Source organism: Rosenbergiella epipactidis, assembly GCF_018494055.1.
Taxonomy (GTDB): domain Bacteria; phylum Pseudomonadota; class Gammaproteobacteria; order Enterobacterales; family Enterobacteriaceae; genus Rosenbergiella; species Rosenbergiella epipactidis.
The window spans coordinates 26,210-41,425 of sequence record NZ_JABBFQ010000011.1; the positions used below are offsets into that span (position 1 = coordinate 26,210).

The following is a 15,216-nucleotide window of genomic DNA, read 5'->3' on the forward strand; positions in this document are numbered from 1 at the left end:
ATGGATGAAAAATTTGATGACGTTGCTCGCCAGCTGCGAAGCTTAGTATTACCTGAGCTAAATCTGGATTTAATTGAAAATTTATTAGGTGACCGTACGGGATTAATCAGAGAAATCTCTCGTACTGTCCAGAGAACAAGCGTTGAACGGAACCTTTATTTACCGGCCGAGGAGACGCAAATCCTCTCCGGCGCAATTGCCGATGAGATCCTTGGGGTAGGACCGTTACGTGAATTAATGGAAGATCCCTCCATCAGTGATATTTTAGTCAACGGCCCAAATCATATTTTTGTTGAACGCAGCGGTAGACTGGTAAGGGTGAACAAACGGTTTATTGACAATCAGCAGTTAACCGATATTGCGAAACGGTTAGTAAACCGCGTAGGTCGCCGAATCGACGAGTCTCAGCCACTAGTCGACGCCCGGATGAGCGATGGTAGTCGTCTCAATGTTGTGATCAATCCCATCACTCTTGATGGCACGTCAATCTCAATACGTAAATTCAGTAACGTTTCACGTACTTTGAAAGATTTAGTGAATTGGGGAGCGATGAATGAACAGATGGCAAATTTTCTTGCGATTGCGGTAAGTTGCCAAGCAAACATTGTTATCTCTGGCGGAACCGGCTCCGGTAAAACCACCTTACTCAACGCCCTATCTCGGCATATTAACAGCGACGAGCGCATTATCACACTAGAAGATGCCGCCGAACTAAGACTACAGCAAGAACACGTTGTACGGCTCGAGACGAAAATGGCCGGCGTAGAGAGCAGTGGTCAGGTCACCATGCGCGACTTGATGATCAACACTCTACGTATGCGTCCTGACCGTATTATCGTTGGGGAGTGTCGTGGCGGAGAAACTTTTGAAATGCTGCAAGCGATGAATACGGGACATGATGGCTCGATGACCACGTTACACGCCAACTCACCGCGTGACGCAGTAGCACGTTTAGAAAATATGGTGATGATGGCGGGGTTAAATTTACCTATTACCGCGATCCGAAGGAATATCAGCTCTGCGGTAAACCTAATTGTGCAAGCTAACCGATTGCATGATGGTTCGAGAAAAATCACGCATATTACGGAGATCATGGGTTTGGAGGGCGAGACCATGGTCCTACAAGACATCTTCACCTTTAACGTTGAAGATTCTGTGAAGGGTAAGGTGGTTGGACACTTTGTTACACCGGGGCTATCTTCACGATCGAATATCTATACGCGCGCAAAAGCGCACTCTAAAGAGTCATACTTAAAACAGATATTTGGATAATCCTATGCGCGGGCTATTTATATTATTTATCCTTATTGCTTTTCTTTTCTTAGCCATCGTCTGGTTAAGGAATCGTGCAACACATAATGTATTAGCTAAAAGTAATGTCCGCCAGCGCAATTTGAAAAGTCTACTTAACCAACAAGATAGTGGCCAAGACTCTGAAAATCGTAAAACTATTCTTTACGGGTTGATTATCGGGAAGTTAGTTTCGATTCATACGGTCTTTTATTCCACAGGACTAGTCACATTTTTAAAAAATATTCTCTTTCCTTTTGCACTGATTTTAGCTATTGAAATCGCGAACTATTTATATATCCATCTACCCCCGGTGCCGCTCTTTCTAACCTTAATGCCAGTTATATATTTTATGTGGTATAAAATGCTGGCTAAAAAAAGAAAGTCAATATTCACTATCGATTTTACGGAAGCTCTCTCATCGATTAATGGTGCAATCTCCTCGGGAAGGACGTTTTTACAGGCGATGGATGATTACAGTAAAAATAATAATAATCAGTTGGCGAATCAGTTTGGCGTTATTACCCGTAGGTTAAATTTTGGTGATAGCCCAGAGGTTGTGTTTATGGATTCATGGCGTATTTATCCCTATCGTGAATACTACTTCTTTATCGTAGCCATTCTCTTAAACATCAACAGCGGGGGGAGACTGCGCGAAGTATTGAATAAGCTTCAGCGCTCACTTGCAACGAGTACGGCAATGGAGAAAAAAATGCTGACGATGACCTCCGAAATGCGAATGGCGGCTAAAATCACCGGTCTGATCCCTTTTGCTTTCCTATTGTTATTAAAATTTATCAGTGAAGAGAACTTTAATTTTATCTTTGAGGATAAACGCGGAAATTTATTGCTTTATTATCTTCTTGGGAGCGTTGGTATAGGTATTGTCATTATTAAGTTTTTAATGAGGAAACTGTAAGATGAAAATACTTTTTTTCATAATAATTATTATTAGTGGAACCGTACTCGGAACGTTTATTTATGGAAAAATTCGGCAGTCGATAATTAAAAAAGCGATGACCCTTGTCGATGCCAACGTTCAGGCACTTAAGTTGCAAGAGCATAAAACGCACCACCAAACGGAAGCCGTACTGGAGCAGAATAGCTCCTTATTAAATCTCTATCGTCGGATCGATGGAACCTTTAGTGTGAAAATAGGCCTATCAGTGGCGCTATTCATCATCTGCTTAATTGCCAGTAAAATTGCTCATTGGCAACTAGAAAGAAATGATTTGGTCATGATTGGTATTCTAAGCTTAGTCGCGACGATTGTGCTACCAAGTACCTTGCGGGCGCTCTATGTAAAACGCCGTGTGAGAACGTTAAGTGCAGAATTGCCCTGGATGATCGATCTGCTTGCGGTCAGTATCCAATGTGGAATGACCCCTGAACAGGCCTTCAAATTTTTAGCCGATAAAATGGAGGGCATAAATCCTGATTTTGTACCTTTCTTGCAGCGCTTAGTTCGCCGCGCAGAGATGAGTGGTTTAAGTAATGCATTAATACACTTTAGTCGCGAGATCCCGTCAACGGAGACAAGATTGTTTTGTTCCATGTTAGATCAGAGCTTGCAATATGGCTCCTCGCTCTATGAACAACTGATGGATCTTTCACGGGAGATCAGGGAAATTCAGTTATTGGCAACGGAAGAGAATATTGGAAAACTTTCTGCAAAAATGAGTGTTCCGCTGATCCTTTTTTTCATGTTTCCAGTAGTTATCATTGTCGCTGCACCGGGTATAATGAGGGTATTTTCAGATGGCTAGTAAAGGATTACTGATATTATTGCTGACTGGCGGGATTATAGGGTTAACGGGCTGCGTCACGGATAAAAACAGCACTTTTCACTTCACCGCCACACAAGCAAACGAAACACTGTTACTGAAAGTTAAAAACTACGCGGGTCTAATTAAGTTGAAGCGGGCCGAATTAAAAAAATCTGATAATGCCAAAACGCGTTACAGTTTAGCAAATTATTACTATCTCTCACAAGATTATCGGTCTTCGCTTTATTATTTGAAGCCACTATTGGTCACAGGTGCTGCACCTGACGTCTATTTATTGCAGGCTAAAAATCTTGCGTCGTTAGGGAAATATAAAGAGGCATTATCATTTGTTAATATCGTTCTCGCTAAAGAGAGAACTAACGGTGCGGCAATGAATTTAAAAGGTGTACTACAAGCGCAGATGGGCGATATCGATCAAGCACTCCACTCCTTTAATATGGCGCGCAATAATTATCAGCAAGAAGAAGATGTGGTGAATAATATCGCTATGATCTATATCTTGAAAAAAAGATATAACGAAGCAGTGCAACTTTTATTACCCATCTATTTGAGGGGTTACCACGATCCACAACTTGACCATAATTTAACTGTAGCCTTGGCCAAGAGCGGTGACCTCCGGTATGCTATAGAAATTATAAAAAAAGGTAATTATAGTAAACACCCCGATCTCTTGGCAGCAGATCTCTTTAATATTCAAGCTTACTAACTTCTCTATCAATAGGTGATTTATGCGTAATGGGAGAAGGTTTACTTGCATGGGAAGAAGTGAAAAGGGAGCAATATCGATTGAGTTCTCTTTTATATCAATAATTTTTATCGCTTTTGTTTTTATTATTTTTGAAGTATGCAAAATAATTTATATTATCACCGCTATTGACTATAGTTTGGCTGAGGCCTCGCGCAATACTGTGTATAAAGATGCCTCGAAAAGTGGTATAAGTTACAACGATAATTTCAAAGATGTATTTTTTAAACAGAGTAAATTTTGGGATTTTTTTATCAACCCTGAAGAGTTTGTCATCAATGCTAAGTTCTGTACAAATATTCCAGAATTATTGGCTAATCGTTGCAGCACACAGGCAGATAGCAAACGGCGCTTAGCGTTATTTTCAGTCACTTATCGTTATCGACCGCTCAAAATTATCAGTAATACACAATGGGCAGATGATTTGTACCAACATTTGGATCAACATCTCAGCCGAAAAATCACATATTACATAGAGTCTGCACATTAACTAACAGGTAGCATCGTGAAACTTTTACTCACAGAGACTCGAGGAAGCGTTATTGTTGAAGCTGCTTTCATCTTCTCATTTTTAAGTATCCTCACCGTTGGATGCATGGAGTACGGCTTCTGGTATGCCGGTAAAAGCCAAATTGATAGAGTGAGTTACTCTCTGTCTTCATTAATAAGAGAGCGGTCGACGTTCTATAATAAAAAAGAACAATTTTCTAAGGCAGATGTGCAACAACTCTATGAAATGGCAAAATATCTTACTGGGAATAAGTACAATTCAACGCTCTGTGTACGGGTTGAGGGGGTTTATTTTCAATCGGGATCTAAGCAGAGACTAAAAGAGTATAAGCAGATTAATCATGGTTCAAACCTCTGTAATAATATTACCGGGAATTCGCTCAAGGATAAACTGTCGCTTGCTACTTTTAGTAATCGACAACGGTGGATGCCGCTTTATCAAGTCACGCTAGTGGTGGGTAACCCGCAGGGAGCTTTAGATAAACTTCTCAATTCGGTGGGGCTAATCCCTGCCGTTATTACAAGTTATAATGTCGTTCTTGTACGGTAACAATGAATGCTTAAACTTCATCTGCGATGGATAGTTTTACTTTTCCTACCTTTTAGTGGGGGATTGCACGCGGCAGAAAATAGGTCGACTCCACGCGCCTTTATATTTTTCGATTCTTCCGTTCCCGAGCAGTATTCTATTTTTACCCAGTTTAACCAGCAATATTTTATGAGCAGTACGTTACAAAAATCGTTGGAAGTAAAATTTATTGATATCAGTCCTAATAAAAAGGTCAATAGCGCACTGCTATCTATTATTCATGACAGTGATGGATTCTGGGTCGGTAATTTTAGGCCGACTAAGATCCCTCGTCTATTTTGTTTGAAAGGTAATACCCGTTATCAGCTGGAGTTGACGGGTCCAGGAGACATAAGGAAATGTTTGTAAAGCTATTACGGTACTGTTATTCGTGCTTTAAAAATGAACAGGGTGGTATTATTCTGCCTTTTGCCATCATTATTCCGATATTACTGGTTCTAATAGCATTAGCTATTAACAGTGCAAAAATGTTTATCTCTAAAAACAAACTCGCGGATGTCGCGGCTGAAGTAGGACTTATCGTCTCTGCAGCGAATAGGGCCGAGAGTTCTGGAAATAGCTCACCGGCCTTAACTGCACTCACCAAAAAATACGTTAAAGAGTTTTTCCCTGAAGTTGTTGAAGATCCTATCATTAACGTCGTTTATTCAGAAAAAATCTTGAGCCCTGAAGATAATACGCTGTATCAGACCTTTAAGCCCTATATCCAGCTTAAAGTCCCTTACCCTTACTACTCCCCTTCGTTGAGTAACAAAGATAAAAACTTCGTTGTCACTACGAATAATTTCACTATTAATAAAGTGGTCTCGCGGCCAGTAGATATTGCCTTTATCGTCGATTTTGGCTCTCCAGAAGGAACCTTCGTGTTGAGAGATGTATTTGCGGAGCTGACTCCTTTCATCCTTCAGAGTAACAAAGAGTCGAAGATCGCGATACTGCCGTTCGATACGGGAGTTGCTGTTAAATATCCCTATACCAATCAGCGTGGGGGACCTCAGGCCGGGTGCAGTGTCCTGTTTGCTCCGACAAAACCGTGGGATATTAATTACTCTTTTTGGGGGGATAAGTCAATGAATAAACTAAGAAAAAAGATTAAAGACCAAACTTATCAAATGGACCAGATGCGAGGCATATACTACTTACTGTATGTGAAAAATTCCTCTCCCTCCATGAGTTACAACACATTTTACAATAAGTGGTGTCGAAAAAATCCGACTTATGGATGGGGTAAAGGACGGGTGGAATACACCTGTTTTGATAAGCGTTTTTTCACTACCGATGCCAATGGGAAAAAAATCTATACCGACGACATCTTTACGCCAGCCTCGTTGAAGCTAATCTCTGAGCAATATGCTAAAGCGATTGATGTACGTGACTTCCATTATAAGACGCAAACTATTATGCATAACAGTGCGATCGATTATGAGGCAACGTTGGACAAGATGTTTGGTGATGAAGCGATAATTACTATTCCCGTGTTATGGAGCCAAGAAAAAGATGTCGATTTTCGTCCCTTCTACGAGATGTGCAAGAGTATCGGTGGTTGGAAAAACCGGGGGCAACTTAACGATGCACGTCTATATTCTTGGCTGATTGAACTTACCAATAAAAAGACAGAGTTAGACCAATTTCAAAAAATGTCGCCTCGGGGAGGCCAAACAGCAACTGCGTCGGCACTGATTCGTTCTGTGCCCGTGATGATGGAAGGGCGTAACCCACGTAAAATCTTTGTTATTATGTCATCTCATGCAGATTCTTCTTATCGGAAAACAGTGACCGACAAATTTCTCAAAAATCACAACCTCTGTCAGCGTATTAAAGATGGCTTTCTAGCACATCCCGAAACTCGCACGGAACGGGTAGACATCTATTATATATCAACCAAATACGATGACGTTGATCGAGTCAATTATTGGGCACAACACTGCACGGGGCCGGAGAATGCTGTCTCATCTCGCGATGCGCAGAGTATTATTTCAACGGTTAAAGGGATCATTAGTGATGAAGTAGGTACCGTTACCTACCAGTGATTGTGCATGATCATTCACTCAGTTTCTGCGATAATAGCGTTTTTCGAGCAGAAATTGAGTGTTCATGTTGTACCCAATTAATGAAATGTTCCAAACCTTACAAGGTGAAGGATTTTACACTGGCGCACCGGCTATTTTTATTCGTCTTCAAGGTTGCCCTGTCGGCTGCAGCTGGTGCGATACGAAACATACTTGGGAAAAGTATGCTGACCAACAGCAGCCACTTACCAATATTGTGCATAAATCTGCTGAGAGTGAGGCATGGGCAGACGCCAGCGTCGAACAGCTTTTAGCGGTTATTGCCGAACAAGGCTGGACCGCGAAGCATATTGTTATTACCGGCGGTGAACCTGCTCTCTACGATTTGACACCCCTAACTGAGCAGTTCGAACAACAGGGTTTTCAATGCCAAATCGAGACTAGCGGCACACATCCTATTCAATGCTCAGCAGCAACCTGGGTGACCGTCTCGCCAAAAGTTAATATGCGCGGTGGCTACGATGTATTGAACAGTGCTTTACTTAGGGCGAATGAGGTGAAGCATCCAGTGGGACGTCAGCGCGATATTGACGCGCTGGATCTTCTGCTTAGCCAAGTGCCGCCTTCCACCCATCGCATTATTGCCTTACAACCGATTAGCTGTAAGAAGGCTGCGACTGAACTGTGCATTGCGACTTGCATCGCGAGAAACTGGCGTTTTTCAATGCAGACGCATAAATATCTTAATATCGCTTAACGATTACTCTCCGCGATAGGTACAGCCCGCCGTACAGGTTTCTTTAATCATCACTGCGCTGAGTAACGGCAGTTTGGGTTTCATTTGTTGCCAAATCCAGACTGCTAAAACTTCGCTTGTCGGATTCTCCAACCCGGCAATGTCATTCAGATAATGGTGATCTAATCTTTCATAAAGAGGTTTGAAAGCGGCTTTCAATTCGGCAAAGTCCATCACCCATCCGGTGTGGGCGTCTACTTCACCGGTAATCTCTAGACGAACCAGGAATGAATGTCCGTGCAAACGTCCACATTTGTGTCCTTCGGGGACATGTGGAAGGAAATGCGCCGCTTCGAATTGAAACTCTTTAAATAAGGTTGTAACTGCCATAGCGTTGATAAAATTCCGCGATAGAAAGGTGAAAAGGGGGTAGTTTAGCGTAAAAGCTAGCGCTTCTCATTCTTTTCACTGCCAACTCACCATATTGTTGCCCTTCTTAAGATTAACCAGTTTTATCGATAAGCCTTAGCACTAAAACGAGTTAGTGTATTTAGTTATTTAATATGCTTAAGCTGTCTTTATCAGTAATAATCGTACGGTTACTCTACACTTACTGATATTTTTGCCCTTGGCACTGGAATACGATAAGCAATGACCAATCAAGCCCCTCAGCTGCCGCTTAGCGCGGAGCAACTCGCCCGCTTACAAGACGTGACTCAAGAACTGACATCCCATCAACTCGCGTGGATCTCCGGGTATTGTTGGGGACGTCTTGGCGATTCCTCGGCCGTTTCTAGCAGCCCTGAAACAGCTACCCCAACTGCACCGGCAGTCGAGCAACCGAGTATTACCTTGATTTCTGCTTCACAAACCGGCAACGCCCGACGATTGGCGGAGCAGCTCCGTGACGATTTACTGGGTGTGCAGCTTCAGGTCAATTTGGTCAATGCAGCGGATTATAAATTCAAGCAAATCGCGGCAGAGAAGATTGTCGTAGTCGTGACCTCCACCCAAGGTGAAGGGGAAGCGCCAGAAGAAGCGGTGGCTTTCCATAAATATCTGCATTCGAAAAAAGCCCCCGCATTACCTGATGTGCGCTTTGCTGTCTTCGGATTGGGCGATTCGTCTTATGAATTCTTCTGCCAAGCGGCAAAAGATTTTGATCAGCAATTATCTTCGCTCGGCGCAGAGCGTTTGTTACCCCGTGTTGATGCGGACGTCGATTATGCTCAGGCAGCAGAGCAGTGGCGCTCTGAGGTCGTCGCGAGCCTTAAAGCGCTGGTCCCGACCAGTTCACCACAGGCTGTTTCACAGGTCGCCTCAGGGGCCAGTGATATTTTAGACAGTACGCCATACAGCAAAGAAGCGCCGCTTAGCGCAACGCTTGCGGTCAGTCAGAAAATTACCGGTCGTGAATCTGATCGGGATATTCGCCATATTGAGATCGATATCAGTGAATCGGGATTACGCTATCAAGCAGGCGACGCATTAGGCGTGTGGTTTAAAAACGATCCAGCCTTAGTCAGTGAACTCCTCGAATTGTTATGGATTGACGCAACGGAAACCGTTAGCGTCGAGGGTGCCACCTTATCGATCAGTGAGGCACTGCGTAGCCGTTTAGAGTTAACGGTTAACAGCAGTAAAATCGTTGAAAGTTACGCCCATCTCTCAGCAAATGAATCGTTGCTGGGCTTAGTCAGTGATAAAAGTGCCCTGCAAAAATTTGCTCAACAATGGCCTATCGTTGATATGATCCGCCATGCACCGGCACCGCTCACGGCTCAGCAGCTGGTCGAGCTTCTGCGCCCGTTGACGCCGCGTCTTTACTCTATCTCGTCGTCACAAGCGGAAGTTGAAGACGAAGTGCATATTACCGTTGGTGTGGTGCGTTATGATATCGAGGGGCGCGCGCGCAGCGGTGGTGCCTCAGGTTATCTGGCCGATCAGTTGCAAGAAGATGATGAGATTGAAATTTTTATCGAGCATAACGATAACTTCCGCTTACCTGCTGAAGGGGATACACCGGTCATTATGATCGGTCCAGGGACTGGTATTGCGCCTTTCCGTTCATTTATTCAACAGCGGGATAACGATGGGGCAGAAGGCCCTAACTGGTTATTCTTCGGTAACCCGCATTTCACGGAAGATTTTCTCTATCAAGTGGAATGGCAGAAGTACGTTAAACAAGGACTACTCACTCGGATCGATCTTGCTTGGTCAAGGGACCAAGTAGAAAAAGTTTACGTCCAAGATAAACTTCGTGAACAGGGTGAGGAAGTGTGGCGCTGGATTGAACAAGGTGCCCATATCTATGTCTGTGGCGATGCTACCCGTATGGCAAAAGATGTCGAAAACACTTTATTAGAGATTATTGCTCAATATGGTGCGATGGACAGTGAGTCTGCAGACGAATATTTGAGCGATTTGCGCATTGCTCGTCGCTATCAGAGAGATGTCTACTAATGAGTACAAAATATCCTGGCCCTTTAGTCGTAGAGGGTAAACTATCCGATGCTGAGCGTCTGAAGAAAGAGAGTCATTTCCTACGTGGGACCATTAAAGAAGATCTTAATGATGGTCTGACCGGTGGCTTTAACGGTGATAACTACCTACTCATCCGCTTTCATGGCATGTATCAACAAGATGATCGTGACATCCGTGCCGAGCGGACCGAGCAGAAGCTAGAGCCACGTCACGCTATGATGCTGCGTTGCCGTTTACCTGGCGGTATTATTACGCCCCAGCAATGGCTAGCGATTGATCGCTTCGCGGAAGAGAAAACAATTTATGGCAGTATTCGCTTAACCAACCGTCAAACCTTTCAGTTCCACGGTATTTTGAAGAAAAACGTTAAGCCGGTGCATCAAATGCTGCACGAAGTCGGCCTCGACGCGTTGGCGACGGCCAACGACGTAAACCGTAACGTTCTTTGTACCTCAAACCCGGTAGAATCGGCTCTGCATCAAGAAGCCTACGAGTGGGCAAAGAAAATCTCCGAGCATCTGCTGCCACAGACCCGTGCCTATGCGGAAATCTGGTGGGATAAAGAAAAAGTGGCTACCACGGATCAAGAACCTATCCTTGGCGAAACTTACCTTCCTCGCAAGTTTAAGACTACGGTGGTGATCCCTCCCCACAATGATGTGGACCTGCACGCGAACGACCTGAACTTTATCGCTATCGCGGAAGAGGGCAAATTAGTCGGCTTTAACCTACTGGTTGGCGGGGGGCTTTCTATCGACCATGGAAATAAAGCGACTTATGCCCGTACCGCGACGGAGTTCGGTTATCTGCCTCTGGAAAAAGTCTTGGACGTCGCGCAAGCGGTGGTGACTACGCAGCGAGATTGGGGCAACCGTACCGATCGTAAAAATGCGAAAACTAAATATACCTTGGAGCGCGTTGGGCCAGAAGTTTTTAAAGCGGAAGTGGAGAAGCGTGCTGGGCTAACGTTTGCCCCTATCCGTCCTTATGAATTTACCACGCGTGGTGATCGGTTTGGATGGATTAAAGGGATCGATAATCAGTGGCATCTCACGCTATTTATTGAAAACGGTCGCTTACTCGATTATCCCGGCCGTCCGCTGAAGAAAGGGATTGCAGAGATTGCGAAAATCCACCAAGGCGATTTTCGTCTTACCGCAAACCAGAACTTGATCGTTGCTGGGGTACCTGAAAACCAAAAAGAGGCGATTGAAGCCTTAGCTGTCGAGCATGGATTAATGGAGAAGGTCACACCACAACGCGAGAACTCTATGGCTTGTGTCGCATTTCCTACCTGTCCACTAGCCATGGCAGAAGCCGAGCGTTTTCTACCTGGTTTTATCAGTGAGGTGGAAGCGTTGATGGCCCGTCACGGTGTTGCAGAGGAAGCGATTGTGATGCGGGTCACTGGCTGTCCAAACGGTTGTGGCCGGGCATTATTAGCCGAAGTAGGGCTGGTGGGTAAAGCTCCGGGTCGCTATAACCTGCATCTTGGCGGAAACCGCATTGGAACCCGCATCCCTGCGATGTACCGTGAAAATATCCAAGAAGCGGAAATACTCTCAATCCTTGACGAGCTTATTGGTCGTTGGGCGATTGAGCGTGAACAGCACGAAGGTTTTGGTGATTACACCATTCGTGCAGGCATCGTCCGTGAAGTTGTCGATCCGGCTCGTGATTTTTGGGCCGCAGTGGAGGCGTAATGGCTGAACTCAACTTAGCAGAATTAGTGTTGTTGGAGAAAAGTGAACAACAAGCGGCCCTCGCGGCCGTTAATCAGCAACTTGACCCACTCAGTGCTGAAGAGCGAGTGGCGTGGGCGTTAGAGCATCTCCCTGGTCAGCATGCGTTGACCAGCAGTTTCGGGATCCAAGCTGCGGTAAGTTTACACTTGGTGGCCCAGCAGTCCCCCTCAATTCCGGTGATTTTGACCGATACCGGGTATCTATTTCCTGAAACCTATCAGTTTATCGATAGCCTGCAACAACAATTGCAGCTCAATTTACACGTCTACCGCGCGGCGTTATCGCCCGCTTGGCAAGAGGCGCGCTACGGTAAATTGTGGGAGCAGGGCGTCGAGGGACTTGAGCGGTATAACCAGCTGAATAAAGTGGAGCCGTTGAACCAAGCCTTGGAAACACTGCAGGTGAAAACCTGGTTTGCTGGCTTACGCCGCGAGCAATCGGAAAGCCGCTCACAGTTACAAGTGTTGTCTGTCTCGCGAGGGATCTTTAAGTTCTTACCGATCGTCGATTGGGATAACCGCCAAGTCTATCAATACTTAAAGAAACATGGCCTAAGCTATCATCCCCTATGGGAACAAGGCTACCTCTCGGTTGGGGATACCCATACCACCCGTAAATGGGAGCCGGGTATGCGTGAAGAAGAGACGCGCTTCTTCGGCTTGAAACGCGAATGTGGATTACACGAAGGTTAATGCTTGGTGGTTGCCGTGCGTGTGGGAGTCAGCAAGCCACGCAATAATGGCGTGAGGATAGTCACCAGCTGGTGGCTACGCTGTGCCAATCGATGTGGATAGTGCCGCTGGATATAGGCCAAGTTATCTTTAGCGGCATCATCATGTAATACGGATTGCGTCTCGCCAGCCGCTAAGGTCGTTAGCTTTCCCGCATTGGATGCGGTGACACGTAGATAGGGGAGTCCCGCTTGTTCGTAAGCCGTAAGCGTCCGAGAGCGGCGACTCGCCAGTTGCGCGGTCATTAATTGAATAGCATGTTGCTGGGCGATCGTTTTGGCTCGGTCTGTCGTTTGTTTACGCACCGCTGCCGCCGTTGTATTACCACTGAGGAAAGCGAGGTGCTTGCCCGCCACGATGTTCTCAATATCTACCACTAGTAACGTGTTTTTACGTTGGTCAGCAGATAGACGTTGCAAATAGGTATTTATTCCTTGCTGGGGCGGCTGGGTCCCTCCCAATGCGACAAAACGTAGACTGTATTCATGATGATGAGCGGCTAGACGCTTAGCTAATTCCAACATAACGCCTAAGCTGGCTGCATTATTATCGATCCCCTGAAAAGTAAGGCCGCCAAAATTGTGCCGCCGCTGTTGCGCAGTGTGGGACTGTGGCGTATCGATATGGGTAATGACCAGTATTTCTTCAGTAAGTTTTCCGGGCTGTTCCGCTACTACCGAGGTGGCGGAGAGCGGACGCACGGCGCCGGGGTCGTGACGGATCTGCGCTCGATAGCCTAATTGACTAAACTGTTGTAACAGATATTCGGCGGTCAAAAATTCTGCTGGCGTACCCGACATCCTGCCGGGAAAATAGGTGGCAATATAGCGAGTGTGTTGTTCAGCCACCTTACCAAAACTAGAGTCAGTATTGGCATAGCCGGTGAATGGGGTAAGTGAAACGCCGAGGCACAGGGCTGCCAAGGCCGATTTACTCTTCAATAAACGTAACATTTTTAATGGGTTCCACACAGTCGCTTATCGCAGATAATAGCATTAATCGCCGCAGGGGCATTCAGCAAATTATCTGAATTATCCCGCCGCAGCCTTAAGCAAAAAATTCGCTAAGCTTATTCCATAAAGTTACTGCTCATTCCAAAACAACATTTCATCATTAGGCAATTAAGCTTATATAGTTTAGTCATTGAAAGACTAACTTTACCGAGTGTGTGTGGACTACTTACCGCTGTTTGCTGAATTAAAAAACCGCCCCGTTCTTGTTATTGGCGGCGGAGAAATTGCATCGCGAAAAATCGATCTGTTACTTCGCGCGAACGCAATCGTCCATATCGTCGCTCGTGAACTCTCGGAAGAGGTTAGCGCGCTGGTTAATGACAAAAAAGTCTTATGGATAGCCAAAGAGTATCAGGCGTCATACATCGATCAGGTCTTTTTCGTTATCGCCGCCACCGACGATTCGGTATTAAATGAACGGGTTTACCAAGATGCCCAACGTAAATTCAAATTAGTTAATGTGGTAGACGACCAAGCCCGCTGTAGCTTTATCTTTCCCTCGATTGTTGACCGCTCACCGATTATTGTCGCCATCTCCTCTGCGGGGACAGCACCGGTGTTGGCACGCTCGCTACGCGAGAAAATTGAGACGCTACTGCCTGCACGGTTAGGCGATGCTGCACAGCTTGCGGGTCAATGGCGCGATCGCGTTAAGCAGCGTTTTCATCGGATGGCGGATCGTCGCCGCTTTTGGGAGCGTCTGTTTAATGGAGAATATTTACATCACGCCACAGCAGGCAATCTGCCTCAGGCTGAAAAGCTGCTTGCAGAGAGCTTAGATGATCCCATTTCAGCGCGCGGAGAAATTTATCTGGTCGGCGCTGGGCCAGGGGATCCTGGGCTGTTAACCCTACGTGGTCTACAAGTTATGCAGTTGGCCGATGTGGTGCTCTATGATCACCTCGTCAGCGAAGAGGTCCTCGATCTTGTCCGCCGTGATGCAGAGCGTATTTGTGTCGGTAAACGCGCTGGCGCTCATTCAGTCCCACAGGAAGAAACCAATCAATTATTGGTCACCTTGGCGTTACAAGGTAAAAAAGTCGTGCGCTTAAAAGGCGGTGACCCCTTTATTTTTGGGCGAGGCGGCGAAGAACTTGAAGCCGCGGTAGCGGCGAATATTCCCTTCCAAGTGGTGCCCGGCATTACTGCAGCAGCAGGGGCTACCGCGTATGCAGGGATCCCGTTGACCCACCGCGACTATGCACAAAGCGCGGTATTTATTACCGGACACTGCCGTAAAGATGGACGGGAGCCAGATTGGGCGGCGTTAGCCTTAAGCGATCAGACCCTCGCCATTTACATGGGCACGGTGAAAGCGGCGGAAATTAGCCGTCGTCTGATCGAACATGGACGCGCCGCCGAGACGCCAGTTGCCGTGATTGGGCGAGGGACTCGCCAGAATCAACAGGTTTTAACCGGGCGTCTTGACCAGCTCGCAGACTTAGCGGCCGCAGCGCCTACGCCAGCATTAGTGGTGATTGGCGAGGTCGTACACTTACATAAGCATTTAGCCTGGTTTCAGAAGTCATCCGCGTCGATTACTTCCTCTTCAGCGCTTACACCCATTATTTGAGGTA

Annotated in this window: 14 protein-coding genes; 12 read left to right on the forward strand and 2 right to left on the reverse strand. The window is 45.9% G+C overall.

Annotated features, from left to right (window positions below; translation table 11 throughout):
• The 8 genes from HGT71_RS14610 (at window position 1) to queE (ending at window position 7,687) form a co-directional block, all read left to right on the forward strand.
• On the forward strand, window positions 1-1,272 hold the full coding sequence (locus HGT71_RS14610) for a TadA family conjugal transfer-associated ATPase (protein ID WP_214218413.1): 1,272 nt from the start codon (window positions 1-3) through the stop codon (window positions 1,270-1,272).
• 4 nt (window positions 1,273-1,276) lie between these two features.
• A complete protein-coding gene (locus HGT71_RS14615) occupies window positions 1,277-2,209 on the forward strand; it encodes a type II secretion system F family protein (protein ID WP_214218414.1) in 933 nt (310 codons plus the stop codon).
• 1 nt (window position 2,210) lies between these two features.
• Complete coding sequence (locus HGT71_RS14620) at window positions 2,211-3,056, forward strand: type II secretion system F family protein (RefSeq protein ID WP_214218415.1); 846 nt, start codon at window positions 2,211-2,213, stop codon at window positions 3,054-3,056.
• A 19-nt stretch (window positions 3,057-3,075) separates the two neighbouring features.
• Window positions 3,076-3,783: a tetratricopeptide repeat protein gene (locus HGT71_RS14625; RefSeq protein ID WP_214218416.1), complete on the forward strand. Its 708-nt coding sequence runs from the start codon at window positions 3,076-3,078 to the stop codon at window positions 3,781-3,783.
• 49 nt (window positions 3,784-3,832) lie between these two features.
• The gene (locus HGT71_RS14630) at window positions 3,833-4,312 is read left to right on the forward strand and encodes a hypothetical protein (protein ID WP_214218417.1); all 480 of its coding nucleotides are present in this window, start codon (window positions 3,833-3,835) and stop codon (window positions 4,310-4,312) included.
• 15 nt (window positions 4,313-4,327) lie between these two features.
• Window positions 4,328-4,882, forward strand: coding sequence for a tight adherence pilus pseudopilin TadF (tadF, locus tag HGT71_RS14635; protein ID WP_214218418.1), 555 nt, complete (start codon window positions 4,328-4,330; stop codon window positions 4,880-4,882).
• A 377-nt stretch (window positions 4,883-5,259) separates the two neighbouring features.
• Window positions 5,260-6,951 (forward strand): hypothetical protein, encoded by a 1,692-nt coding sequence (locus HGT71_RS14640; RefSeq protein WP_214218419.1) that lies wholly within the window; start codon window positions 5,260-5,262, stop codon window positions 6,949-6,951.
• 64 nt (window positions 6,952-7,015) lie between these two features.
• Window positions 7,016-7,687, forward strand: a complete 672-nt coding sequence (gene queE / locus HGT71_RS14645; RefSeq protein ID WP_214218420.1) for a 7-carboxy-7-deazaguanine synthase QueE — start codon at window positions 7,016-7,018, stop codon at window positions 7,685-7,687.
• A gap of 3 nt (window positions 7,688-7,690) precedes the next feature.
• Here queE and queD read toward each other — a convergent pair whose 3' ends face one another.
• The gene (queD, locus tag HGT71_RS14650; RefSeq protein ID WP_092675872.1) at window positions 7,691-8,056 is read right to left on the reverse strand and encodes a 6-carboxytetrahydropterin synthase QueD; all 366 of its coding nucleotides are present in this window, start codon (window positions 8,054-8,056) and stop codon (window positions 7,691-7,693) included.
• Between the two features lie 261 nt (window positions 8,057-8,317).
• Here queD and cysJ point away from each other — a divergent pair, with 261 nt between their 5' ends.
• Genes cysJ through HGT71_RS14665 form a run of 3 tightly spaced genes read left to right on the forward strand, consistent with a single transcriptional unit; the run spans window position 8,318 to window position 12,587 of the window.
• A complete protein-coding gene (cysJ, locus tag HGT71_RS14655; protein ID WP_214218421.1) occupies window positions 8,318-10,129 on the forward strand; it encodes an NADPH-dependent assimilatory sulfite reductase flavoprotein subunit in 1,812 nt (603 codons plus the stop codon).
• A complete protein-coding gene (cysI, locus tag HGT71_RS14660; protein ID WP_214218422.1) occupies window positions 10,129-11,853 on the forward strand; it encodes an assimilatory sulfite reductase (NADPH) hemoprotein subunit in 1,725 nt (574 codons plus the stop codon). The genes cysJ and cysI overlap by 1 nt, the downstream gene beginning before the upstream one ends.
• Entirely contained in the window at window positions 11,853-12,587 is a 735-nt protein-coding gene (locus HGT71_RS14665) for a phosphoadenylyl-sulfate reductase (RefSeq protein ID WP_214218423.1), read from the forward strand. The genes cysI and HGT71_RS14665 overlap by 1 nt, the downstream gene beginning before the upstream one ends.
• Here the strand turns inward: HGT71_RS14665 and HGT71_RS14670 are convergent.
• Window positions 12,584-13,579, reverse strand: coding sequence for a M28 family peptidase (locus tag HGT71_RS14670; RefSeq protein WP_214218424.1), 996 nt, complete (start codon window positions 13,577-13,579; stop codon window positions 12,584-12,586). The genes HGT71_RS14665 and HGT71_RS14670 overlap by 4 nt on opposite strands.
• A gap of 217 nt (window positions 13,580-13,796) precedes the next feature.
• On the opposite strand from HGT71_RS14670, the gene cysG reads away from it, so the two are divergent.
• Window positions 13,797-15,212 carry a siroheme synthase CysG gene (gene cysG / locus HGT71_RS14675; RefSeq protein ID WP_214218425.1) on the forward strand — a complete coding sequence of 472 codons (1,416 nt, stop codon included), beginning with the start codon at window positions 13,797-13,799 and terminating at the stop codon, window positions 15,210-15,212.
• Window positions 15,213-15,216: the final 4 nt, after the last annotated feature.

Excerpts from the sequence above, each read along its gene's own strand:
- HGT71_RS14610 (WP_214218413.1), top strand. The coding sequence starts at position 1 with ATGGATGAAAAATTTGATGACGTTGCTCGCCAGCTGCGAAGCTTAGTA.
- HGT71_RS14615 (WP_214218414.1), top strand. The coding sequence starts at position 1,277 with ATGCGCGGGCTATTTATATTATTTATCCTTATTGCTTTTCTTTTCTTA.
- HGT71_RS14620 (WP_214218415.1), top strand. The coding sequence starts at position 2,211 with ATGAAAATACTTTTTTTCATAATAATTATTATTAGTGGAACCGTACTC.
- HGT71_RS14630 (WP_214218417.1), top strand. The coding sequence starts at position 3,833 with ATGGGAAGAAGTGAAAAGGGAGCAATATCGATTGAGTTCTCTTTTATA.
- HGT71_RS14640 (WP_214218419.1), top strand. The coding sequence starts at position 5,260 with ATGTTTGTAAAGCTATTACGGTACTGTTATTCGTGCTTTAAAAATGAA.
- queE (WP_214218420.1), top strand. The coding sequence starts at position 7,016 with ATGTTGTACCCAATTAATGAAATGTTCCAAACCTTACAAGGTGAAGGA.
- queD (WP_092675872.1), bottom strand. The coding sequence starts at position 8,056 with ATGGCAGTTACAACCTTATTTAAAGAGTTTCAATTCGAAGCGGCGCAT.
- cysJ (WP_214218421.1), top strand. The coding sequence starts at position 8,318 with ATGACCAATCAAGCCCCTCAGCTGCCGCTTAGCGCGGAGCAACTCGCC.
- cysI (WP_214218422.1), top strand. The coding sequence starts at position 10,129 with ATGAGTACAAAATATCCTGGCCCTTTAGTCGTAGAGGGTAAACTATCC.
- HGT71_RS14665 (WP_214218423.1), top strand. The coding sequence starts at position 11,853 with ATGGCTGAACTCAACTTAGCAGAATTAGTGTTGTTGGAGAAAAGTGAA.
- HGT71_RS14670 (WP_214218424.1), bottom strand. The coding sequence starts at position 13,579 with ATGTTACGTTTATTGAAGAGTAAATCGGCCTTGGCAGCCCTGTGCCTC.